A 22,057-nucleotide genomic window follows, 5' to 3' on the forward strand; every position below is an offset into this window, starting at 1 on the left:
CAAATCCGTGTAGGAGCCGGGCTTGCCCGCGATTGGGGCACAGACGATTTAAAGCCTTGCGATCAACCTCTAGGCGCAGTGCTCGCCGGGTTCTGCGCCGTCTGCTCGTACCAGCCTCCACCGAGGGCCTTGTACAGATTGACCTCACTGACCAGCTGCGACAGGCGGTCGCTGATCAGCGATTGCTGGGCGCTGAACAGCGAGCGCTGGGCATCCAGGAAGGTCAGGTTGCTGTCCACACCGATACGATAGCGACGCTCGGCCAGGCGGTAGTAGTCCTGGTTGGCAGCTACCAAATCGCGCTGTGCCTGCAACTGATCGTTGAAGGTCTGGCGTGCGGCCAGACCATCGGAGACTTCCTGGAAGGCGGTCTGGATGGTCTTTTCGTACTTGGCGATGTTGATGTCTTTCTGGATCTTGGAGTAGTCCAGGCTGGCCTTAAGAGCACCGGCATTGAAGATCGGCAGGCTGATGTGCGGCTGGAACAGCCAGGTCCCTGAACCACCCTTGAACAGGCCGCCCAGGTCCGGGCTCAAGGAGCCGGCATTGGCCGTCAGGCTGATGCTGGGGAAGAAGGCTGCACGGGCAGCGCCAATATTGGCATTGGCGGCCTTGAGCAAGTGCTCGGCTTCAAGGATGTCCGGGCGACGCTGCAGCAGGTCAGACGGCAGGCCTGCTGGCACCTCACGCAATACATCGGCGTCCAGCGGCTGGCCGGTGGGCAGGTCGGCCGGGATACCGGCACCGACCAGCACGGTCAGGCTGTTCAGGTCCTGGGCCACCAGGCGTTGGTACTGGGCCAGCTTGACCTTGGCGCCTTCAACCGAGGTACGGGCCTGGCTCAGATCCAGCGCCGAAGCGACACCCACTTCGTTGCTGCGCGAGGTCAGCTTGTAGCTTTGCTCGTAGGTCTTCAGGGTTTCCTGGGTCAGCTTGAGCAAGGCCTGGTCGGCCTGCCAGGTGAAATAGGCATTGGCGACGCTGGCGACCAGACTGATCTGGGTCGAACGCCGTGCTTCTTCACTGGACAGGTAGGTTTCCAGGGCCTGTTCGCTCAGGCTGCGCACCCGGCCAAACAGATCCAGCTCATAGGCACTCACACCCAAGGTCGCCGAATACTGGCTGGTGATAGTCGACTGGCCAGTGGTGGAGAGGTTGCCCGGGATGCGCTGGCGGCTGCCAGCGGCATCGGCGCTCACGGCCGGGAACAGATCGGCGCGCTGAATGCGATATTGGGCGCGATAAGCGTCGATGTTCAGGGCTGCCACGCGCAGGTCGCGGTTGTTGACCAGCGAACTCTGGATCAGCTGCTGCAGCGCCGGGTCCTGGAAGAACTGGCGCCAGCCTTGCTCCGCCGCCGCGACGTTGGCCGACTCGATCGGCGAGTAGGCCGGACCTTGCGGCCACTGTGCCACCACGGGCGACGCGGGCTGCTGGTAGTCGGGGATCAGCGAGCAGCCGCTCAGAACAATGGCGGTTACCGCCAGGGACAATAGGGACTTGCTCATTCGCCAGCCTCATAACGTGGATTTTGTGCGGTGTCTTTTTCTTCGGCTTTCTTGTCGGCAAACATCGAAGACACGGCCACGAAGAACAGCGGTACCCAGTAGATCGCCAGCACCGTTGCTGTCAGCATACCGCCGATGACGCCCGTACCGATGGCATGTTGGCTACCGGAGCCTGCACCGGTGGAGATCGCCAGTGGGACCACACCCAGCACGAAGGCCAGCGACGTCATGATGATGGGGCGCAGACGCATGCGGCAGGCCTCGACGGCAGCGTCCATCAGGCTGCGGCCCTGCTCATGCAGTTCTTTGGCGAACTCGACGATCAGAATGGCGTTTTTCGCGGCCAGGCCGATGGTCGTCAACAGGCCCACCTGGAAGTACACGTCGTTGGACAGCCCGCGCAGGCTAGTGGCCAGCAGTGCACCGATGATCCCCAGCGGTACGACCAGTACGACAGCGATCGGGATCGACCAGCTTTCGTACAAGGCCGCCAGGCACAGGAATACCATCAGCAACGACAAGGCGTACAGCGCAGGCGCTTGGGAACCCGACAAGCGCTCCTCATACGACAGGCCTGTCCAGGAGATGCCGACACCCGCTGGCAGTTTTGCGGCAATCGCCTCGACTTCCGCCATGGCCTCACCGGTACTGTAGCCTGGTGCCGGAGCCCCGAGCACTTCCATCGCCTCGACGCCGTTGTATCGCGAAAGCTTCGGCGGGCCGTAGATCCATTCGCCAGTGGCGAAGGAGGAGAACGGCACCATCTCGTTGTTGCTGTTGCGCACATACCACTTCTTCAGGTCTTCGGGGTTCATCCGCGCGCCGGGCTGGCCCTGGATGTACACCTTCTTGACTCGACCGCGGTCGATGAAGTCGTTGACGTAGCTGGCACCCAGGGCAATCGACAGGGTGCTGTTGATATCGGCGATGGTGACGCCCAAGGCACTGGCACGCTCGTCGTCGATGCTCAACTGGTACTGTGGTTCATCGTTCAGACCGTTCGGGCGCACGGCAGTGAGCACTTTGCTTTGTGCGGCCATGCCGAGGAACTGGTTACGGGCTTCCATCAGCTTCTCATGGCCGATACCGGCTCGGTCTTGCAGGTACACGTCGAAACCGGTGGCGTTACCCAGCTCCAGTACTGCCGGTGGCGCGAAGGCAAACACCATCGCATCGCGGAAACTGAAGAAGTGCTGTTGGGTGCGGGCTGCCAGGTTGAAGACACTGTTCTCGCTCGAACGCTCGCCCCATGGCTTGAGCATGATGAAGGCCATGCCCGAGCTCTGGCCGCGACCGGCGAAGTTGAAGCCGTTCACGGTAAACACCGAGCTTACGGTGTCGCTTTCCTTGTCGAGCAAATACTCGCGCATCTGATCGACCACCGCTTGCGTGCGCTCGGCCGTGGAGCCGGCTGGCGTCTGGACCTGGGCAAAGAGTACGCCCTGGTCTTCTTCGGGCAGGAACGCCGTTGGAATCCGGGTGAACAGCCAGCCCATGCCGACCACGATGATCAGGTAGGCGATCAGGTAAGGGGTCTTGTTGCGCAGGATGCTGCCGACACCGCGCTCATAGCTGCGTACGCCGCGGTCGAAATTGCGGTTGAACCAGCCAAAGAAGCCGCGCTTGGGTTGACCGTGCTCGCCGTGCGGAATGTCCTTGAGCATGGTGGCGCACAGCGCCGGGGTGAAGATCAGGGCCACCAGCACCGACAATACCATGGCCGAAACGATGGTGATCGAGAACTGTTTGTAGATCACACCCGTGGAGCCGCCGAAGAACGCCATGGGCAGCAGTACGGCCGACAGTACCAGGGCGATACCGACCAACGCGCCCTGAATCTGGCTCATGGACTTCTTGGTGGCTTCCTTGGGTGACAGGCCTTCTTCGGCCATGACCCGCTCGACGTTTTCCACCACGACGATGGCATCGTCCACCAGCAAGCCGATGGCCAGAACCATACCGAACATGGTCAGGGTGTTGATGCTGAAACCGAAGGCCGCGAGGATACCGAAGGTGCCGAGCAGTACCACCGGTACTGTCATGGTGGTGATCACCGTGGCACGGAAGTTCTGCAGGAACAGGTACATCACCAGGAACACCAGCACGACCGCTTCGATCAGGGTGTGGATAACCCCGGAAATCGACTCGGTGACGACCGGAGTAGTGTCATACGGGAAGACCACCTTCATGCCCTCTGGGAAGAAGGGTTCCAGGTCAGTGACGGTCTGGCGTAGGGCTTTGGCTGTGTCCAGGGCGTTTGCGCCGGTGGCCAGTTTGATGGCCAGGCCCGACGCGGGTTTGCCGTTGAACTGCGCGCTGACGGCGTAGTTCTCGCCACCCAGTCCGACTTCGGCGACATCGCCCAGGCGAACCTGGGAGCCATCACGGTTGACCTTGAGCAGGATATTCTTGAACTGTTCGGCGGTTTGCAGGCGGGTCTTGCCAATAATGGTGGCGTTCAGCTGCTGGCCGGCAACGGCAGGCAGGCCGCCGAGTTGGCCGGACGATACCTGCACGTTCTGGGCGGCGACGGCCGTCTTGACGTCAACCGGGGTCAGCTGGAATTTATTCAGCTTGGCCGGGTCGAGCCAGATGCGCATGGCGTACTGCGCGCCGAACACCTGGAAGTCACCGACGCCCGCGGTACGCGAGATCGGGTCCTGCATGTTGGAGACGATGTAGTTGGCCAAGTCATCCTTGGTCATGCTGCCGTCTTCAGACACCAGGCCGATCACCATCAGGAAGTTTTTCACGGCCTTGGTCACGCGGATACCCTGCTGCTGTACTTCTTGCGGCAGTAGCGGGGTCGCCAGGTTCAGCTTGTTCTGTACCTGGACCTGGGCGGTATCAGGGTTGGTACCCTGGTTGAAGGTTGCGGTAATGGTCATGCTGCCGTCGGAGTTACTTTCCGAGGAGACATAACGCAGGTTGTCGATACCGTTGAGCTGCTGCTCGATGACCTGCACCACGGTGTCCTGCACGGTTTGCGCAGAGGCACCTGGGTAGCTCACGGCAATGGCGATCGCAGGCGGAGCGATGCTCGGGTATTGGTTGATCGGCAGTTTCAGGATCGAGAGGGTGCCGACCAACATGATCACCAGGGCGATTACCCAGGCGAAAATGGGACGGTCGATAAAGAATTTCGACATGTTTTACTCCCCTTTCTCGCCCGCTGCCGTGGAGGCAGTGGCAGGTACCGCTGGCGTTTGGGCCGGCTTGACATTGGTGGCTTCCGTTGCCTTGACCTCAACCCCAGGCTTGACGAACTGCAGGCCTTCGGTGATCAGGCGATCCCCCGGATTCAAGCCTTCTTCGATCAGCCACTGGCTACCGACGGTGCGGCTGGCCTTGAGCTGGCGAAGTTCAACTTTATTGTCCTGGTTGACCACCAGCGCTGTTGGCTCGCCCTTGAGGTTACGGGTCACGCCTTGTTGTGGTGCCAGAATCGCTGAGCCGTTGACGCCCGCATTCAAGCGAGCATGCACGAACATGCCGGGCAGCAAGGTGTGATCGGGGTTGGGGAAAACGGCTCGCAGCGTGACGGAACCGGTGGTTTCATCGACCGAGACTTCGGAGAACTCCAGTTTTCCTTCATGGCGGTAGATACTTCCGTCTTCCAGTTTCAACTTGACCTGGGCTGCGTTGTTGCCTGCCTTTTGCAATTGTCCGGATTCCAATTCACGGCGCAGCTTCAGCAGATCGGCCGATGATTGCGTGACATCGACGTAGATCGGGTCCAACTGTTGGATGACCGCCATGGCGTCGGCCTGGCCATTGCTGACCAATGCGCCTTCGGTCACGGCCGAGCGGCCAATGCGGCCGGAGATCGGTGCCAGTACCTTGGTGTAGCGCAGGTCGATCTGGGCGCTCTTGAGCGTGGCCTCGGCTTGCAAACGTTTGGCTTGTGCATCGTCGTATTCCTGGCGGCTGACAGCTTGCTCGGCTACGAGTTGCTTGTAACGATCAGACAGGGATTTGGCCGATTGCAGGTTGGCCTGGGCGCTGGCCAGGGTCGACTCGTAGACAGCCGGGTCGATTTGATAGAGCTGTTCGCCGGCTTTGACTTCGCCGCCTTCCTTGAACAGCCGCTTGAGAATGATGCCATTGACCTGAGGGCGAACTTCAGCAATACGAAATGCCGTGGTGCGACCTGGCAGTTCGGACGTCAGGGTGTAGGCCTGGGATTGAAGGGTGACCACACCGACCTGAGGGGTTTGCGGGACAGGTGCCGCTTCTTCCTTTTTACAGCCACTGAGCAGCGTAGCCAGGGCGACGGCGGAAACCAGAGCGGTAACAGCTGGCTTGAATTGCATGAAGATCCTCGGGTCGTAAGCGCGAAAGACGCTCAAGAATAATTGAAAGGCGAAAAATATGTTTCGATAAGTAGCTTGCTAATGAATATACTTACATTCATGCTTGTTTGTAAATACCCTTGTCCGGGCCAATGAGTCGCGGCAGGTACAACAAAAAATAGTCACTAAATAGTCATTAGGCCGTCTAGGACGGTATTTTGACCACGATCTCGGGAGGCCAAACAGCCGACCCGGGGCTGCCAGATGGAGATCGCACTGCCATGGTTCGTCGCACCAAAGAAGAAGCCCAGGAAACCCGTAAGCAGATTCTGGAAGCTGCGCAGAAGGCCTTCTATGAACGTGGCGTGGCGCGAACCACCCTGGCGGACATCGCGACCCAGGCAGGCGTGACCCGCGGGGCTATCTACTGGCATTTCGAAAACAAGGCAGACTTGTTGCAAGCGATGCTTGATACGCTGCATGAGCCGCTGGACGCCCTGGCCCGCGCCAGCGAGAACCAGGATGAGATGGACCCTTTGGGTTGTATGCGAAAATTGTTGATCCAACTGTTTCAACAAGTGGCCCTTGACCCGAAAACCCGGCGCATTAACGAGATTCTGTTCCATAAGTGCGAATTCACCGATGAAATGTGCGATTTGCGCCGCCAGCGTCAAACCGCCACCGTGGAATGCAACATCCGTATCGAAATGTCGCTGCGCAATGCAATCAATCGCGGCCAGTTGCCCCATGACCTGGATACCGCCCGCGCCACCTTATCGTTGCACGCCTACATAGATGGCATGCTGGGGCAGTGGCTGCTGCTGCCCGAGAGTTTCGAAGTGCATGAAACCGCTGAGCGCTGGGTGGACACCGGGTTGGACATGCTGCGCCTGAGCCCGGCCCTGCGCAAATGAACCTTTGAATCCAGTTATTTCCCTGGAAACGCGTTGAATCAATATTGGCGATTATCCGTCTACTTCGAACTTTCAAATATGACTTTTTCTTCACGGCCACGCAGGATCTGGTTGGGCATCGCAATGGCTGCTGCCAATCCCAGTAGCGAGATGGCAGCGCTGCCCAATAGTAGATGCCTGAAGGTGATCAACAACTCGGCCTGTAACGCCCGCAACTGATCACCGCTGGCGGCGTTCAGGCCATCGAGCAACGGGTTGCCTGATGCGCCTTCTGCACCGATTGCCATGTTGCCCAAATGACCGAAGCTTGAATGCTCGAGCATCGCCAGCAGCAGCGCCGACATGCAGGCCACGCCCATGGCGCCGCCCAATGAACGGAACAGGTTAGTGGTGCTGGTCACCACGCCAATATCACGAGCCTGTACTGCATTCTGTGAACCCACCAGGGAGGTGGGGAACTGCATCCCGCTGGCGATCCCGGTCATCAACATGAACAGCCCGCTGGCCAGCATTGCCTGCGGCGGGCTGTAGGCCATGCCGACAATGGCGAACGGCATGATCAACGCGCCAGCAAGAATTTGCGGCTTGAAGCGGCCCGTGAACGAAGTCATACGCCCCGCGAAATAAGCGCCTATGGGTAAGCCTATGGCCAGCGGCAACAGGTGCAGGGCAGCACTGTCAGCGCCAGCACCGGTCACCGTCTGGTAGCGCAAAGGCAATAAAACGGTCAGGGAAATGGCCTGGAAACTGGTGAAAAACACCGTGCACCAGCACAGCGTCGCGTTGTGGTTGGCAAATAGCTGCATGGGCAGCAAAGGCTCGGGCACGCGCAACTCGTACCAGGCGAACAGCGTCAAGGTGAGGATGCCGGTCAGCAGCAACGCCGTCACGGCCGGGTCGCGCCAGCTATGGCCTTGGCCAATCTGAGTAATGCCGAGCAGCAGGGCGGTCAGGCCTATGATCAGCATGACCGTGCCCAGATAATCGATCACCACTGCCCGTTGGGGGATTGGCAGGCTACGCAGTGTGTTCCTGGCAATCACCCAGGCAACGAGCCCCAATGGCAGGTTCAGCCAGAACACCCAGCGCCACGACAGGTACTCGGTCAAGTAACCGCCGAGCACCGGGCCCGCCACGCTCGCCACCGCGTACATGCCGCTGAAATAGCCCTGATACCGTCCACGCTCGCGGGGCGGCACGATGTCGCCGATGATCGCTTGTGCCACCGAGATCATGCCGCCGGCGCCGATGCCCTGGATGATTCGGGCGAGCACCAGTTGTTCCATGCTCTGAGCCATCGCGCAGAACACCGACGCCAGAGTAAACAGGCCGACCCCGAACAGCATCAGGCGCCTGCGCCCATACAAGTCGCCCAGCTTGCCGTAGATGGGTACCGCCACGGTCATCGCCACCATATAGCCGGAGATGACCCAGGCCAGCAGGTTGACGTCATTGAATTGGGCGGAGATAGCCGGCATCGACACCGCCACGATGGTTTGATCGAGGGCGCCAAGAAAGATTGCCAGCATCAGCGCAACCAGCACGCTGCGCAGGGCAGGTTTGGGAGTGTTCAGATCGGTCACGGGGCAGCTCTGAAAACAGCAAATGCCCACATGCCGTTCAGCATATGGGCGGGCAGAGCGCCAGTGTACTCGATAGCTTGCTAAGAGTGTCTTATTCGATCGCTTCGTACGGCAAACCCACGTAGTTCTCGGCGATGGTCTTGCGACCGGCCTCGGAGTTTACGTAGTAGTCCAGTTCGGTCTGCTGGATGCGTTGGCTGAAGGCATCGGTGTCTGGGAACTGGTGCAGAATCGAGGTCATCCACCAAGAGAAACGTTCGGCTTTCCAGATTCGGCGCAGACAAATCGAGGAGTACTTTTCCAGCAGGTCCGTGCGGCCTTCGGCGTACACCTTACGCAGGATGTTGTACAAGGTGCTGACGTCACTGGCGGCCAGATTCAGGCCCTTGGCACCGGTCGGCGGTACGATATGGGCGGCGTCGCCCACCAGAAACATCCGACCGAACTGCATGGGCTCGACAACGAAGCTGCGCAGCGGCGCGATGCTTTTTTCGATCGAAGGCCCGGTCACCAGGCTGTCGGCCAGATCCTGTGGCAAGCGCGCCTTGAGCTCATCCCAGAAACGCTCATCGGACCAGTCCTCGACCTTCTCTTGCGCATCGACCTGCACGTAGTAGCGCGTGCGGGTGGGGGAACGCATGCTGCACAGGGCGAAGCCACGTTCGTGGTTGGCGTAGACCAACTCCTCGCTGACCGGCGGGGTGTCGGCGAGGATGCCGAGCCAGCCAAAGGGGTAAACACGTTCGAAGACCTTCAGCGACTCGGCCGGGATCGATTGCCGAGCCACCCCGTGATAGCCGTCGCAGCCGGCAATGTAGTCGCAGTCGATGCGCAGCACTTCACCGTCTTTTTCATAGGTGACGTAGGGCTGGTCCGACTTCATGTCGTGGGGGCGTACGTTGCCTGCCTGGTAAATGGTTTGTGCACCACAGGCTTCACGGGCGGCCATCAGGTCGCGGGTGACTTCGGTCTGGCCGTAGATCATGACGGTCTTGCCGCCGGTCAGCCCCTTGAGGTCGATATGCTCACGCTTGCCGCCGAAGGCCAGTTCGAAGCCGGTGTGTACCAAGCCTTCGTTGTCCATGCGCTCATTGACGCCGGCTTCACGCAACAGATCGACCATGCCTTGCTCTAGCACACCGGCACGAATACGGCCCAGTACATAGTCCGGGCTTTGACGCTCGAGGATGATGTTGGAGATGCCAGCCTTGTGCAGCAGTTGGCCGAGCAGTAGACCGGAGGGGCCAGCACCGATAATCGCAACTTGAGTCTTCATTGTTGTTGTCTCCGCAAGCTTCGGCTGAACCAGCATTCGCCGAAAGGTTTTTTATGTTTAGATGGCTTGCATTTTTCGCTTATGATCGGCGTGTATGAAGGGTGTATTCGCGTATTTATCGGTACTTTTCGCCAATCCGTGCGATTATCGGTCAATCCATTCAGAAGCCAGGATGAGAGATGAGCGCTGCCTCAAACCCGACTATTCCGGTGTTCAAGCTCTATGGCGAAGCCCAGGACTGGTCTACGCCCGACTTGATGCATTGCGAGACCATTCCCAAGCGCAGTCGTCTGCATCATTGGGAAATTCAACCGCATCGGCATGCCGATCTATGGCAGTTGCTCTATGTACACAAGGGGCAGGCCGAAATTGAAGTCGAGGGTCAGCGCCAGACTGTCAGTGAGTCGGCATTGCAACTGGTGCCGCCGCTGTGCGTGCATGGATTTCGCTTTTCGGAGAATGTCGAGGGCTATGTGATTACCCTGGCCGCTCCGCTGATCAGTCAGTTGCAGGAGCAACTCGGCACCTCCAAGGACTTCCTGGCGCGGGCCGTCAATTACCCCGCAGGCAGGGACCGTGCCTACCTCTACAGCCTGTTTTCAGCGATCCAGAGCGAATACCAGGGTAATCGCCCGGCGCGCGATCTATTGCTGCGTTCGTTGATCAACGTTTTGCTGGTCTGGATCAGCCGCCAGGCCTTGCAGCGCCGGGCTGCGAATCAGCCGGCCGAACGCGGGCACGAATACCTGAGCCGCTTCAATGAATTGGTCGAGGCGCACTATCGCGAGCATTGGAGTGTGGAGCGAATGGCCCACCAGGTCGGTATCTCGGTGGCGCATCTGAATAATGTCTGTCGAGACATGGCGGGGCAGTCAGCTTTGCAAATCATGCACAGCCGACTGTTGCTGGAAGCCAAGCGCAACCTGTTGTACACCAACATGTCCATCAACCTGCTGGCAGACAACCTGGGCTTTGCTGACCCTGCCTACTTTTCTCGGTTTTTTCGCCGCACCAGCGGCGTTTCTCCCAAGATTTACCGGCTGCAGGGCGGCAAGGCCCCGACGCCTACCTGACCGACGCCAGCGAGGCGGTATGGGGCACGCATTGCGTAAACATGCATGACGTCAGGCTGTGAGGTGCATTACGTGCTTGTTCGACACGATAAGCCGCTGCGGCATACAAGCCGATCACGGCAGCTATAGCAAAGACAAAGGCACATTTTCTTGTTTTTATGATCATGATCTTACCTCCTGCAAGAGCAAAGGTACTTTTAAAGTGTAGGACGATTTTTAGCAAGTAGTCAGAACAATCCACGATCCCATTCGGGTTGAGGGTCGAAGCGTTCAGCCAGGAAGTCCAACATGCTGCGCAAGCTCACCGGCTTGTTTTCACGAGAGGTGTACGCCGCGTATAGGGCAAGTTATCGCGACAAATGGCCAGCCCCGGAGTGAGCTCAGCGCTCGCTGGCCTGTTGGCTCAACCAGTCCATCAACTCCAGCAGCCCGGCGGACGGCGTACTGCGCGGTGGCACCACCACGTAGTACGCAAGCCCCGTCGGCACCTTCAACTCAAAGGGCATCACCAGTCGCCCACTGGCCAAATCCTCGGCGATCAAGGCCCAATCGCCAATGGCCACGCCCGTCCCTTGCGAGGCCATCGACATTGCCAGGTCCAGCGTTTCGAAATGCTGGCCCTTGCCGATATTGTTCAAGGTAATCCCCGCCACCTTCAGCCACTTTTCCCAGTCTTGTTCGTCGCAGGTCGGGTGCAGCAGCATGTGTTTGTCTAGGTCACTGAAGTCGTTCAGCGGCCGCGTGCCTTCCAGCAGCTTCGGCGAACAGACCGGTGTTAACTGCTCATCGAACAGGTGTCGTGCCGTCAGGCCATGATTGGGTGGCGGGCCATACACCACGGCGGCATCGAACGCCTCGCGACGAAAGTCCACCCCGTGGGCGACCGTGGTGGTCAGTTCCACCGGTACGTCCGGGCGTTGGGCTTGCCACTGCATCAGGCGTGGCAGTAGCCAGCGCATCACGCAGGTAGGGGCCTTGAGCTGCAACGTCTCGCGCCTGGCGCCCACCTGTTCGACCGCTTCGGTGATCAGGCTGAACACCTGCTGGATACGTGGGAACAACTCGCGCCCTTGCGGGGTCAGGCTCAAGCCACGGGCCTGGCGGAAAAACAAGGCATAGCCCAGGTGGTCTTCGAGCCCGGCGATTTGTCGGCTCACGGCGCCCTGGGTGATGTGCAGTTGTTGTGCGGCCCGGGTGAAATTGCAGCACTGGGCCGTGATCAGGAAGGTGTGCAAGGCGGGTAGGGGTGGCAGGCGCTTCATGGCAGTACCAGGCATGATCTGTGGACATGGCTAGTATGACTTTTTTTGCATTGTGCGGGTATGTCAGCGCCGGTTCCAATGAGGCCTCTTTCAGCATTACCAGATAAAACAGGCATCCGAACATGGCGACTTGTGGCGAAGTGTTGGTAAAACTGCTCGAACGTTATGGCGTCGATCAGGTATTTGGCATTCCCGGCGTGCATACCGTGGAGTTGTATCGCGGTTTGGCCCGCTTCACGATTGAGCACGTGACCCCTCGCCACGAACAAGGTGCCGGCTTCATGGCGGATGGCTATGCACGCACCCGCGGCAAGCCCGGCGTCTGCTTTATCATCACCGGCCCCGGCATGACCAACATCACCACGGCCATGGGCCAGGCCTACGCGGATTCGATTCCGATGCTGGTGATTTCCAGCGTCCAGACCAGCACCCAACTGGGTGGTGGGCGCGGCAAGTTGCACGAGCTGCCGAACCAGAGTGCCCTGGTTGCAGGTGTGGCGGCGTTTTCCCATACGCTGATGAGTGCGGACGATCTGCCCAGCGTGCTGGCGCGTGCCTTTGCCGTGTTCGAGGGGGCTCGTCCGCGTCCTGTTCATATCGAAATCCCGTTGGATGTCCTGGTCCAGCCGGCTGACCATCTGCTGGACAGTACGCCGGTGCATATTGCGCGCGCCGGTGCTGCGCCGCAGGCCGTGGCGCAAATGGCGGCTCTGCTCGCCGAAGCCCGGCGACCGCTGATTCTCGCGGGCGGCGGTGCCATCCATGCCGCTGCAGCCCTGACCCGCCTGGCCGAGCATCTGCAAGCCCCGGTGGCGCTGACCATCAATGCCAAGGGCATGTTGCCGGGCGCTCACCCCTTGCTGATCGGTTCGACGCAAACCCTGGACAGCACCCGAGCGCTGATCAGTGAGGCCGATGTGGTGCTGGCCATCGGCACCGAGCTTGCCGAAACCGACTACGACGTGACCTTCGCAGGCCAGTTCAGGATTCCGGGCACGCTGCTGCGCGTCGACATCGACGCGGATCAGACCGTGCGCAATTACCCACCGAAAGTGGCTTTGGTGGCCGATGCCGACATCGCCGCCCAGGCCCTGCTTGAGGCGGTGGTTGCCCTGCCGCTGACCGAGCGCGTGGCCGATTGGGGCCCAGCCAGGTCCGCGGCATTGCGCAAGGTCAATGAGGCGTCCTGGGATGCCGCCATGCGCGGTCAGACGCTGTTTTTGAACACGGTGCTCGAGGAGCTGCCGGACGCGGTGCTGGTCGGCGACTCGACCCAGCCGGTCTACACCGGCAACCTGACACTGAACCCAGACCATCCGCGGCGCTGGTTCAACGCGTCCACCGGCTACGGGACACTGGGTTATGCCTTGCCGGCGGCCATGGGCGCCTGGCTTGGCCTGAGCCCGTGGCGTGATTCGCGCACACCGGTGGTGTGCCTGATTGGCGACGGTGGCTTGCAATTCACCCTGCCAGAGCTTGCCAGCGCTGTTGAGGCGCAAATTCCGGTCATCGTCCTGCTGTGGAACAACCAGGGCTATGAAGAGATCAAGAAATACATGGTCAACCGTGCCATCGAGCCGGTTGGCGTGGATATTCATACCCCAGATTTTATCGGTGTGGCCAAGGCGCTGGGGTGCGCAGCGCAAGCGGCAGATGGGGTAGAGGAGCTGCGCGTGGCACTGCGTGCCGCCAGCGAGCGCAGCGGCCCGACGTTGATTGAAATTGACCAGAATGTCTGGATGAAGGGGCTCCAAGCATGCTGAGCTTCTCTCAAACCCAGCCGGGTCTCTACATCAACGGCGTGTGGCAACACGGCAACACGCTGCTGACCGTGATCAACCCTGCCACCGACCAGGCATTGGCGCAGGTGGCCGGTGGCGACGCTGGGGCGGTAGGGCAGGCGGTGGAGGCTGCGCAGGTTGCCTTTGCAGGTTGGTCCCGGACCTCGCCCAGCGAGCGCGCCGCGTGCTTGCGCGCTATTGCAGCGGGTGTTGCGGCGGGGCGCGAACACCTGATGCAGTTGCAATCGAGCAACAACGGCAAACCCCTGTTTGAGGCCGGCATCGACGTCGATGATGTGATCGCCACCTTCCACTATTACGCAGAGTTGGCCCAAGCCCAGCAGGACAGCACCGTAGAGTTGCCCAGCGAAGATTTCAGTGCCCGTCTTCGCCGCGAACCATGTGGCGTGGTGGGTTTGATCGTGCCGTGGAACTTCCCAATGGTGACCACCGCCTGGAAGCTGGCGCCCGCGCTGGCGGCAGGTTGCTGTGTGGTGCTCAAGCCTTCGGAAGTCACGCCGTTGGCGGAGCTGGAACTGGCCGCGATCATCGCCCAGAGCGGTTTGCCCAATGGAGTGTTCAACCTGGTGTGTGGCACGGGCCTGGACGTCGGCGCGCCGATGGCAGCAGACCCGCGCATCGCCAAGATTTCATTTACTGGCAGTAATGCGGTTGGCGTGCAGGTGATGCAGCGGGCGGCAGAAACGGTCAAGGGCGTCAGCCTGGAGTTGGGCGGCAAGTCGTCCTTGCTGGTGCTCGAGGACGCCGACCTGGACCTGGCCGTGGAACTGGCCAGCGGTGGAGGCTTCTTCAATGCCGGGCAGATGTGTTCAGCCACCAGCCGGGTTGTGGTTGCCGCTGCCCTGTATGAGGAGTTTTTGCAGCGCCTGAAGGTGCGTGCCGAAGCCGTCAAAGTGGGTGACCCGTTTGCGGCAGACACCGAAATGGGGGCACTGGTGAACCAGGCCCAATACGAGCGAGTGTTGCGGCATATCGATCGTGGCTTGAGCGACGGTGCCCGATTGGTGTGCGGCGGCCAGCGCCCTGCGGCATTGCCCAGCGGCTACTTTCTGCAGCCCACGGTATTTGCCGATGTGCCGCTGGACAGTGCCTTATGGCGAGAAGAAATCTTTGGCCCGGTATTGTGCGTGCGCCGTGCTGCCAGCGAGGCCGAGGCCATTGCCTTGGCCAACGACAGTGAATTCGGGCTGGTCGCCACAGTCGTCGGGGCGGATGTTGAACGGACCGAGCGGGTCGCCAACGCCTTGCAGGCCGGGATGGTCTGGATCAACGCACCTCAAGTGATTTTCCCGCAGACGGCCTGGGGTGGATACAAACAGAGCAGCATCGGTCGCGAATTGGGCCCATGGGGCTTGAGCGCCTTCCAGGAAATCAAGCACGTGGTGCGAGCGGTGTGATAGCCCTAGGGCAAACTGCGTAACCGGGCCATGTCCCGCAGCGGCGGTGCTCCATACAAGCGGCTGTATTCACGGCTGAATTGCGATGGGCTTTCATAACCCACTCGATAGCCCGCCGCAGAGGCTTCCAGCCCTTCGCTGAGCATCAGTCGTCGAGCCTCCTGCAAGCGCAGCTGCTTCTGGTATTGCAGGGGGCTCATCGAGGTCACGGCCTTGAAGCGATGGTGAAGGGTCGACACACTCAAGTTCACCTGCCGCGCCAGGTCATCGATGCGCAATGGGCTCTGGAAATTGCCATTGAGCCAATGGATCGCCTGGCTGACACGATGCGTCTGGGTGTTGCCCAGGGCGATCTCGTACAGGCGATGCCCCTGTTGACTGCGCAGCAAGCGGTAGAGGATCTCGCGGCGAAATTGTGCAAGCCTGGGCGGTAGGCGGATTCTGCGAGGTTCTTGCCTGATCCTGTCGTGGCGGCCTTGCCCGAAATGATAAACCGCGTGCTCTTCATCGCGGGCAAGCCCAGCTCCTACCTGATGGTGGCGCGATCTGGGGTAGGAGCTGGGCTTGCCCGCGATGATGGGCACGCGGTTTGTCTGAGGTGCCGAGGTGTGGCCATCGCAGTGGTCCGGCACTCCGGCAAGGCTGGCTCCTACTTACGCAGAATCAGGCAATGAATCGACAGGAATCGTCTACCGGCCGCTGGCGGCTGCCCCGTAGTCTGGGCAGCGTGGCCTGATGGGGGTCGCTATCAACCTGGGGAGAGTCCTTCATGAGCCTGCAATCACCGGTTAGTCATCTTGCGTTGGTGCGTGCCAGCGCTGGCGCGTCCGTGGCCTTGGGCGAACGCTTGCACAGCATGATCGAGCCATCCCGACAGGCACCGGGGTGCTTGCACTTCGCCTTGCAGCGTTCCCAGTGCGATGCCGATTTATGGATGGTCAGTGGTTTTTGGGCGAACGAGCCGTCCATGACGGCCTATTTCGCCTCACCCGCCATGCAAGTGTTCGGCGAGTTGGTGCAACACTTGATGGTCGACAGCCTGGACCTGCACACCTTCAGCGAGGTCTCGGCTAGAATGCCGGCCGTTGAACAATTGGCAGGGTAAATAACATGGCACGTAGAGAGTTCGCCCACTTCGAAGCCGTATCGGCCGCAGTGCCGGGCGAGGGTGGTTATAGCGCGGCAATTGCCGTCAAGGGCTTGGGTGCTGGCGGCGCACCCCGCTTTCACAAGGTGCTGGAAGGGCAACGCTTCAAGACGGCAATGAGCGCTGACGAAGCGGCCAGCGCTGAACTGGAAAAACTGCTGGATGTGAACAGCGAAGGCGAGCTGGTCTGGTAAAGCGGCCGTTTAAGGGCGGCGCATTTTGAACAGCTCGCCCAGGCGGAAATAATCGGCCGGGCCGCCCCCGCGCAGTATCGGGTCGGCGGCGGCGGTGTCATAGATGCCGTCCTTGAGCAATGCCTTGTCGATATGCACAGCCACCACTTCACCAAGAATCAGCCAGCTGGGGACCAGCACTTCATCGGCGCGTTGCAGCTGGATGACTTGCGTTACCTTGCATTCGAACGAAACGGGGCTTTCCTGCACCCGTGGAACTGATACCACGCGTGAGGCCACCGGGGTCAAATGGCTCAGGGCGAACTCATCGACTTCTGGTGGCACGGGCACACAACACTGATTCATCTGTTCGGCCAGCGGGAAGGTCGCCAGGTTCCAGACGAACTCGCCGGTTTGCTCGATGTTGTTCAGGCTGTCTTTGCGCCCGACACTGGAAAAACCAATGATCGGGGGAATGTAGTTGAAGGCATTGAAGAAACTGTAAGGGGCAAGGTTCAGTTGCCCTTCGCGGTTGTGCGAGGAAATCCAGCCAATCGGGCGGGGGCCGACGATGGCATTGAACGGGTCGTGGGGCAGGCCGTGGCCTTGTGCCGGTTCGTAGAAATACTTGTCGTCGGACATGTCAGATCCCTTGGTGTCGCGCCCGTACGTCGGTAAACCGCGGTGTCTTCATCGCAGGTAAACCTGGCTCCTACCACAGTCGGATGTAGGAGCCAGGTTTACCTGCGATGAAGACACCGCGATGGTCCGGCACTCCGGTATATCGGAGCGCTGAACCGCCGACACGCGAATGATGCGATTAATGATGCTTGCGCGGCGGAGCCTTGAGCAGCTCGGTTGGTGGCGTTTCACACTTGATCTTGCGCCCCAGCAACGCTTCAATCCCGGGCAACTGGTAGGAGTCGTCTTCACCCGCGAAGCTGATCGAAACACCGCTCATGCCCGCACGGCCCGTACGGCCGATGCGGTGCACGTAGTCGTCCGGGTCTTCAGGCAGGGTGAAGTTGATCACGTGGCTGATGCCGTCGATGTGAATGCCGCGGCCGGCCACATCGGTCGCCACCAATACGGTGATGCGGCCTTCGCGGAAGCTCTCCAGGGTCTTGATGCGCTTGTGCTGCGGTACATCGCCGGACAACTGGGCGGCGTTGACGCCGTCACGCACCAGGCGCTCTTCGATGCGGCGCACTTCGTCCTTGCGGTTGGCGAAGACGATGACCCGTTCCCACTTGTTTTCGGTGACCAGGTTGTACAGCAGCTTGTACTTGTCGCTGCCAGCCACGGCGTAGACGTGCTGCTCTACGGTCTCACTGGCGACGTTCTCCGGCTCGATCTCGACGATGGACGGCTCCGTGGTCCACTGCTTGGCCAGGTTCATCACATCTTCAGTGAAGGTCGCGGAAAACAGCAGGGTCTGGCGCTCGGTTTTGGGCGGGGTCTGGCGGATGATCTGCCGAACTTGCGGAATAAAACCCATGTCGAGCATGCGGTCGGCTTCATCCAGCACCAGCACTTCGACCATGTCCAGGTGCGCTTCACCGCGCTGGTTGAAGTCCAGCAGACGGCCGGGCGTGGCGACCAGGATGTCACAGTGGCGGGCTTCGAGGGCCTTGAGTTGCTTGTCGAAGTCCATGCCGCCGACGAAGGTCATCACGTTCAGGCCGGTGTATTTGGTCAGGGCCGCAGCGTCCTTGGCGATCTGCACCACCAGTTCACGGGTAGGCGCGATGATCAGCGCACGCGGTTCGCCCATGTAGCGTTCCTTGGGCGGTGGCGTCTGTTGCAACTGGGAAATGATCGAGATCAGAAAGGCAGCGGTTTTGCCGGTGCCGGTCTGGGCGCGACCAATGGCGTCTTTGCCGCTCAGGGTGAACCCCAGCACCTCGGCCTGGATCGGCGTGCAATAGGGGAAACCCAGGTCGTGGATGGCATGCATCACTTCTGGCGACAGCTTGAAGTCGTGGAAGCGGGTCTTGCCTTCTTGTGGTTCGACAGCGAAATCTTCGAGTTTCCAGGTCGAGGCAGCCGGTTTTGGCTTGCGTTCGCGACGTGGGCGTTCAGTGACAGGCTCGATGTGTGGCGCGGCCTGCGCCACAGCTGGGCTGGCCGAATGGGGAGCAGTGTTGGCCGACTGCGGCTCGCGGGCAGCAGGCGCCGGCGTGGTGATCGGTGCCGTGTCGGGCGCGAGCTGCTCAGCCTCGCTTTTTCCGAACATTTTCTTGAGTGCTTTGAGCACGGTTATCTCATCAATTGGTTAAGGAATGTACGCCGGGCAGTGTAAAGCAAGAAGCGGGCTCGGCGTAGTGGATTGCTGTTGCGGCTACAGGAAGTTTCGTACTTAGCGCAAGCGCTCGCTCAGCCATACGCCGATATCGTCGATTTCTTCGGGTAACACTTCGTGGCCCATTGGGTATTCCTGCCATGTCACGGTGACGCCCCATTGCTTGAGGTGCTCATACGCGGCGAGGCCCATGGCGGGTTGCACAACGTCGTCGTACTCGCCGTGCATACACAGCACTGGAATGCGCTGCTGGCTGGCCGACAGTTGCACCTTGTCATGGAAGGTGGGGGCGTAGGTCGACAGCGCCAGGACGCCACCCAAAGGTCCCTGCCAGCGCAAGAACGCCGCATGCAGGACGACCGCACCGCCCTGGGAGAAGCCCGCCAGGAAGATGCGATTAGGGTCGATGCCTTTTTGGCGCTGGCTTTCGATCAGCTCGATAACGCTCTGCGCCGAGGCTTCCAGCTGGCTCTCGTCAATCGCGCGCGCCGGGGTCATGGCCTTGATGTCGTACCAGCTCGACATTTCATAGCCGCCGTTGACCGTGACCGGGCGGGTCGGTGCCTGGGGAAACAGGAAGCGAGTGGTCAGCATTTCCCGTTGCAGGATTTCAGCCACGGGCATGAAGTCATAGCGGTCGGCACCCAGGCCATGCAGCCAGATCACACACGCATCGACTTCATTTTGAGGATCAATAACCAGCGGTTCCGAGATATTCATGCGGGCTCCAAATTAGTGCATGCGCGCAGCGACGGTGCATCGCGCTTGAGCGCACAGGGTCATTCCAGACAGAAGATGTCGCAAGGCTACAAGTTTTACGCTTGACGTGCACTGAAACGCTTAAGCGCTGGGGAGTGGTACGCGCTTTGCTATGGAACAGGTCAAGTGCCAATCGTCGTTTTCGACGGTAACACTATCAGCCAGCTAGGCTGAGACCAAACAACGATATTGCGCCAATTGACCCAAAACCAAGCCAACACGGGTCCGATGCGCCTCATAAGGGTGCGGTGCAACAGGCTCGAACACAACAAGAGCAAATTGGAGGTTGTTGATGAAGATGTTGAAATCCACCCTGGCAGTCGTGACTGCTGCAGCAGCACTGGGCCTCAGTGGTTTTGCGCAGGCAGGTGCCACCCTCGATGCAGTTCAGAAGAAGGGTTTCGTTCAATGTGGCGTCAGTGATGGTTTGCCGGGCTTCTCGGTGCCGGACGCCAAGGGCACTATCCTGGGGATTGACGCCGATGTATGTCGCGCCGTCGCCGCGGCGGTGTTCGGCGATGCCAGCAAGGTCAAATTCAGCCAGTTGAACGCCAAGGAGCGTTTCACCGCGCTGCAGTCGGGTGAAGTCGACGTGCTGTCGCGCAACACCACCTGGACCAGCTCCCGCGACTCGGGCATGGGCCTGGTGTTCGCCGGCGTCACCTACTATGACGGCATCGGGTTCCTGGTCAACAACAAGCTGGGCGTCAAGAGCGCCAAAGAGTTGGACGGCGCCACTATCTGTATCCAGGCCGGCACCACCACCGAACTGAACGTTTCCGATTACTTCCGTGGCAATGGCCTGAAGTACACCCCGATCACCTTCGACACTTCCGATGAAAGCGCCAAGTCGCTGGAAGCGGGTCGTTGCGACGTCCTGACCTCCGACAAATCGCAGCTCTATGCACAGCGTTCCAAATTGGGCACCCCGACGGACTACGTGGTCTTGCCGGAAACCATTTCCAAGGAGCCCTTGGGCCCGGTCGTGCGCAAGGGCGACGAAGAGTGGTTCGCCATCGTCAAGTGGACCCTGTACGCCATGCTCAACGCCGAAGAAATGGGCGTGACCTCGAAAAACGTCGAAGCCGAAGCCAAGTCCACCAAGAACCCGGACGTTGCTCGTCTGCTAGGTACCGACGGCGAATACGGCAAGGACTTGAAGCTGCCCAAGGATTGGGCTGTACAGATCGTCAAGCAAGTCGGCAACTACGGTGAAGTGTTCGAGAAAAACCTCGGCAAGAGCACTCCGCTGGAAATCGACCGTGGCCTGAACGCCCTGTGGAACAACGGCGGCATCCAGTACGCACCGCCTGTGCGTTGATGGGTTCGGCCTGCGCAGGCATTCGCTTGCGCAGGCTGTCTCGTTCCTTTTCTTCGGGGCACTTCATGCAAAATAAAATCGGAGCACCCAAGGGCTTGTCTCTGAGCGACCCACGGGTGCGTGCCTGGCTATTCCAGATCATTACCATTGTTGTGGTGGTCTCGCTGGGCTGGTACTTGTTCCACAACACCCAGACCAACCTGCAACACCGAGGCATCACCTCCGGTTTCGACTTTCTTGAGCGCAGCGCCGGCTTCGGTATCGCTCAACACCTGATTTCCTATACCGAGTCCGACAGCTACGCACGCGTCTTTGTCATAGGCTTGCTCAACACGCTGCTGGTGACCGTTATTGGCATCATTCTGGCGACCTTGCTGGGTTTTATCGTCGGCGTTGCACGCTTGTCGCCCAACTGGATGATCAACAAGCTGGCGACCGTCTATGTCGAGACCTTCCGTAATATCCCGCCGCTGCTGCAGATCCTGTTCTGGTACTTCGCCGTGTTCCTGACCTTGCCGGGGCCGCGAGGCAGCATCAATTTTGGCGATATGTTTTTCATCAGTAACCGGGGCCTGAACATGCCCGGAGCGTCCATGGCCGAAGGGTTCTGGCCGTTCGTGGCGGCCGTGCTGGTGGCAATTGTCGCAGTCGTGCTGATGGCCCGCTGGGCCACCAAACGCTTCGAAGAAACCGGGCAGCCGTTTCATAAGGTCTATGCGGCCATCGGGTTGCTGCTGGTGATTCCCGGCCTGAGCGTACTGGCCGTGGGCAGCCCAGTGCAGTGGGAATCGCCCGAACTCAAGGGTTTCAACTTTGTCGGTGGTTGGGTGCTGATCCCGGAACTGCTGGCCTTGACCCTCGCGCTGACGATCTACACCGCTGCCTTTATCGCTGAGATCGTGCGTTCCGGTATCCGTTCGGTCAGCTATGGCCAGACCGAGGCCGCCCGTTCGCTGGGCCTGCGCGAAGGGCCGACGCTGCGCAAGGTCATCATCCCGCAGGCACTGCGAGTGATCATTCCGCCGTTGACCAGCCAGTACCTGAACCTGGCGAAAAACTCCTCCCTGGCCGCCGGTATCGGTTACCCGGAAATGGTTTCGCTGTTTGCAGGCACCGTGCTGAACCAGACCGGCCAGGCCATCGAGGTGATCGCTATCACCATGAGCGTTTACCTTGCGATCAGCATCAGCATTTCGTTGCTGATGAACTGGTACAACAAGCGCATTGCGCTGATCGAACGGTGAGGAT

At 60.1% G+C, this 22,057-nt stretch carries 17 protein-coding genes and 2 pseudogenes; 8 read left to right on the plus strand and 11 right to left on the minus strand.

Going from position 1 to position 22,057, the window contains the following annotated elements; translation table 11 throughout:
* Positions 1–62 precede the first annotated feature (62 nt).
* Genes AC3IX4_RS04690 through AC3IX4_RS04700 form a run of 3 tightly spaced genes read right to left on the minus strand, consistent with a single transcriptional unit; the run spans position 63 to position 5,821 of the window.
* The gene (locus AC3IX4_RS04690; RefSeq protein WP_489259459.1) at positions 63–1,508 is read right to left on the minus strand and encodes an AdeC/AdeK/OprM family multidrug efflux complex outer membrane factor; all 1,446 of its coding nucleotides are present in this window, start codon (positions 1,506–1,508) and stop codon (positions 63–65) included.
* A complete protein-coding gene (locus AC3IX4_RS04695) occupies positions 1,505–4,657 on the minus strand; it encodes an efflux RND transporter permease subunit (protein WP_489259460.1) in 3,153 nt (1,050 codons plus the stop codon). The genes AC3IX4_RS04690 and AC3IX4_RS04695 overlap by 4 nt, the downstream gene beginning before the upstream one ends.
* A 3-nt stretch (positions 4,658–4,660) precedes the next feature.
* On the minus strand, positions 4,661–5,821 hold the full coding sequence (locus tag AC3IX4_RS04700) for an efflux RND transporter periplasmic adaptor subunit (protein WP_489259461.1): 1,161 nt from the start codon (positions 5,819–5,821) through the stop codon (positions 4,661–4,663).
* 260 nt (positions 5,822–6,081) lie between these two features.
* Here AC3IX4_RS04700 and AC3IX4_RS04705 point away from each other — a divergent pair, with 260 nt between their 5' ends.
* Positions 6,082–6,714, plus strand: coding sequence for a TetR family transcriptional regulator (locus AC3IX4_RS04705; RefSeq protein ID WP_489259462.1), 633 nt, complete (start codon positions 6,082–6,084; stop codon positions 6,712–6,714).
* A gap of 59 nt (positions 6,715–6,773) precedes the next feature.
* Here the strand turns inward: AC3IX4_RS04705 and AC3IX4_RS04710 are convergent, their stop codons facing one another.
* Positions 6,774–8,297: an MDR family MFS transporter gene (locus AC3IX4_RS04710; RefSeq protein ID WP_489259463.1), complete on the minus strand. Its 1,524-nt coding sequence runs from the start codon at positions 8,295–8,297 to the stop codon at positions 6,774–6,776.
* A 91-nt stretch (positions 8,298–8,388) separates the two neighbouring features.
* Positions 8,389–9,573 carry a 4-hydroxybenzoate 3-monooxygenase gene (gene pobA / locus AC3IX4_RS04715; RefSeq protein ID WP_489259464.1) on the minus strand — a complete coding sequence of 395 codons (1,185 nt, stop codon included), beginning with the start codon at positions 9,571–9,573 and terminating at the stop codon, positions 8,389–8,391.
* 179 nt (positions 9,574–9,752) lie between these two features.
* Between pobA and AC3IX4_RS04720 the strand changes: the two genes are divergently transcribed.
* Positions 9,753–10,646 (plus strand): helix-turn-helix domain-containing protein, encoded by an 894-nt coding sequence (locus AC3IX4_RS04720; RefSeq protein WP_489259465.1) that lies wholly within the window; start codon positions 9,753–9,755, stop codon positions 10,644–10,646.
* Between the two features lie 227 nt (positions 10,647–10,873).
* Here AC3IX4_RS04720 and AC3IX4_RS04725 read toward each other — a convergent pair.
* Together AC3IX4_RS04725 and AC3IX4_RS04730 are read right to left on the minus strand one after the other, a co-directional pair.
* Positions 10,874–10,993 (minus strand): annotated as a pseudogene (locus tag AC3IX4_RS04725) (LysR family transcriptional regulator); the annotation flags it as partial.
* A gap of 33 nt (positions 10,994–11,026) precedes the next feature.
* Complete coding sequence (locus AC3IX4_RS04730; RefSeq protein WP_489259466.1) at positions 11,027–11,908, minus strand: LysR substrate-binding domain-containing protein; 882 nt, start codon at positions 11,906–11,908, stop codon at positions 11,027–11,029.
* 122 nt (positions 11,909–12,030) lie between these two features.
* Between AC3IX4_RS04730 and AC3IX4_RS04735 the strand changes: the two genes are divergently transcribed.
* Together AC3IX4_RS04735 and AC3IX4_RS04740 are read left to right on the plus strand one after the other, a co-directional pair.
* Positions 12,031–13,671 carry a 5-guanidino-2-oxopentanoate decarboxylase gene (locus AC3IX4_RS04735; protein WP_489259467.1) on the plus strand — a complete coding sequence of 547 codons (1,641 nt, stop codon included), beginning with the start codon at positions 12,031–12,033 and terminating at the stop codon, positions 13,669–13,671.
* The gene (locus tag AC3IX4_RS04740; protein ID WP_489261210.1) at positions 13,668–15,107 is read left to right on the plus strand and encodes an aldehyde dehydrogenase family protein; all 1,440 of its coding nucleotides are present in this window, start codon (positions 13,668–13,670) and stop codon (positions 15,105–15,107) included. The genes AC3IX4_RS04735 and AC3IX4_RS04740 overlap by 4 nt, the downstream gene beginning before the upstream one ends.
* 5 nt (positions 15,108–15,112) lie before the next feature.
* On the opposite strand, the pseudogene AC3IX4_RS04745 reads toward AC3IX4_RS04740, so the two are convergent.
* Positions 15,113–15,514, minus strand: a pseudogene (locus tag AC3IX4_RS04745) (helix-turn-helix domain-containing protein); the annotation flags it as partial.
* A 362-nt stretch (positions 15,515–15,876) separates the two neighbouring features.
* On the opposite strand from AC3IX4_RS04745, the gene AC3IX4_RS04750 reads away from it, so the two are divergent.
* Positions 15,877–16,212 (plus strand): putative quinol monooxygenase, encoded by a 336-nt coding sequence (locus AC3IX4_RS04750; protein ID WP_489259468.1) that lies wholly within the window; start codon positions 15,877–15,879, stop codon positions 16,210–16,212.
* A 5-nt stretch (positions 16,213–16,217) separates the two neighbouring features.
* Positions 16,218–16,448, plus strand: a complete 231-nt coding sequence (locus AC3IX4_RS04755; protein ID WP_489259469.1) for a hypothetical protein — start codon at positions 16,218–16,220, stop codon at positions 16,446–16,448.
* A 9-nt stretch (positions 16,449–16,457) separates the two neighbouring features.
* On the opposite strand, the gene AC3IX4_RS04760 is transcribed toward AC3IX4_RS04755, so the two are convergent.
* From AC3IX4_RS04760 to AC3IX4_RS04770, 3 genes are all read right to left on the minus strand, one after another.
* Positions 16,458–17,069: a flavin reductase family protein gene (locus AC3IX4_RS04760; RefSeq protein ID WP_489259470.1), complete on the minus strand. Its 612-nt coding sequence runs from the start codon at positions 17,067–17,069 to the stop codon at positions 16,458–16,460.
* 178 nt (positions 17,070–17,247) lie between these two features.
* Positions 17,248–18,684 carry an ATP-dependent RNA helicase RhlB gene (gene rhlB / locus AC3IX4_RS04765; RefSeq protein WP_489259471.1) on the minus strand — a complete coding sequence of 479 codons (1,437 nt, stop codon included), beginning with the start codon at positions 18,682–18,684 and terminating at the stop codon, positions 17,248–17,250.
* Between the two features lie 102 nt (positions 18,685–18,786).
* The gene (locus AC3IX4_RS04770; RefSeq protein WP_489261211.1) at positions 18,787–19,443 is read right to left on the minus strand and encodes an alpha/beta hydrolase; all 657 of its coding nucleotides are present in this window, start codon (positions 19,441–19,443) and stop codon (positions 18,787–18,789) included.
* A 337-nt stretch (positions 19,444–19,780) separates the two neighbouring features.
* On the opposite strand from AC3IX4_RS04770, the gene AC3IX4_RS04775 reads away from it, so the two are divergent.
* A complete protein-coding gene (locus tag AC3IX4_RS04775; RefSeq protein ID WP_489259472.1) occupies positions 19,781–20,809 on the plus strand; it encodes an amino acid ABC transporter substrate-binding protein in 1,029 nt (342 codons plus the stop codon).
* A 65-nt stretch (positions 20,810–20,874) separates the two neighbouring features.
* Positions 20,875–22,053 carry an amino acid ABC transporter permease gene (locus tag AC3IX4_RS04780; RefSeq protein ID WP_489259473.1) on the plus strand — a complete coding sequence of 393 codons (1,179 nt, stop codon included), beginning with the start codon at positions 20,875–20,877 and terminating at the stop codon, positions 22,051–22,053.
* Positions 22,054–22,057: the final 4 nt, after the last annotated feature.

This window comes from Pseudomonas sp. KH_021, from assembly GCF_057838865.1.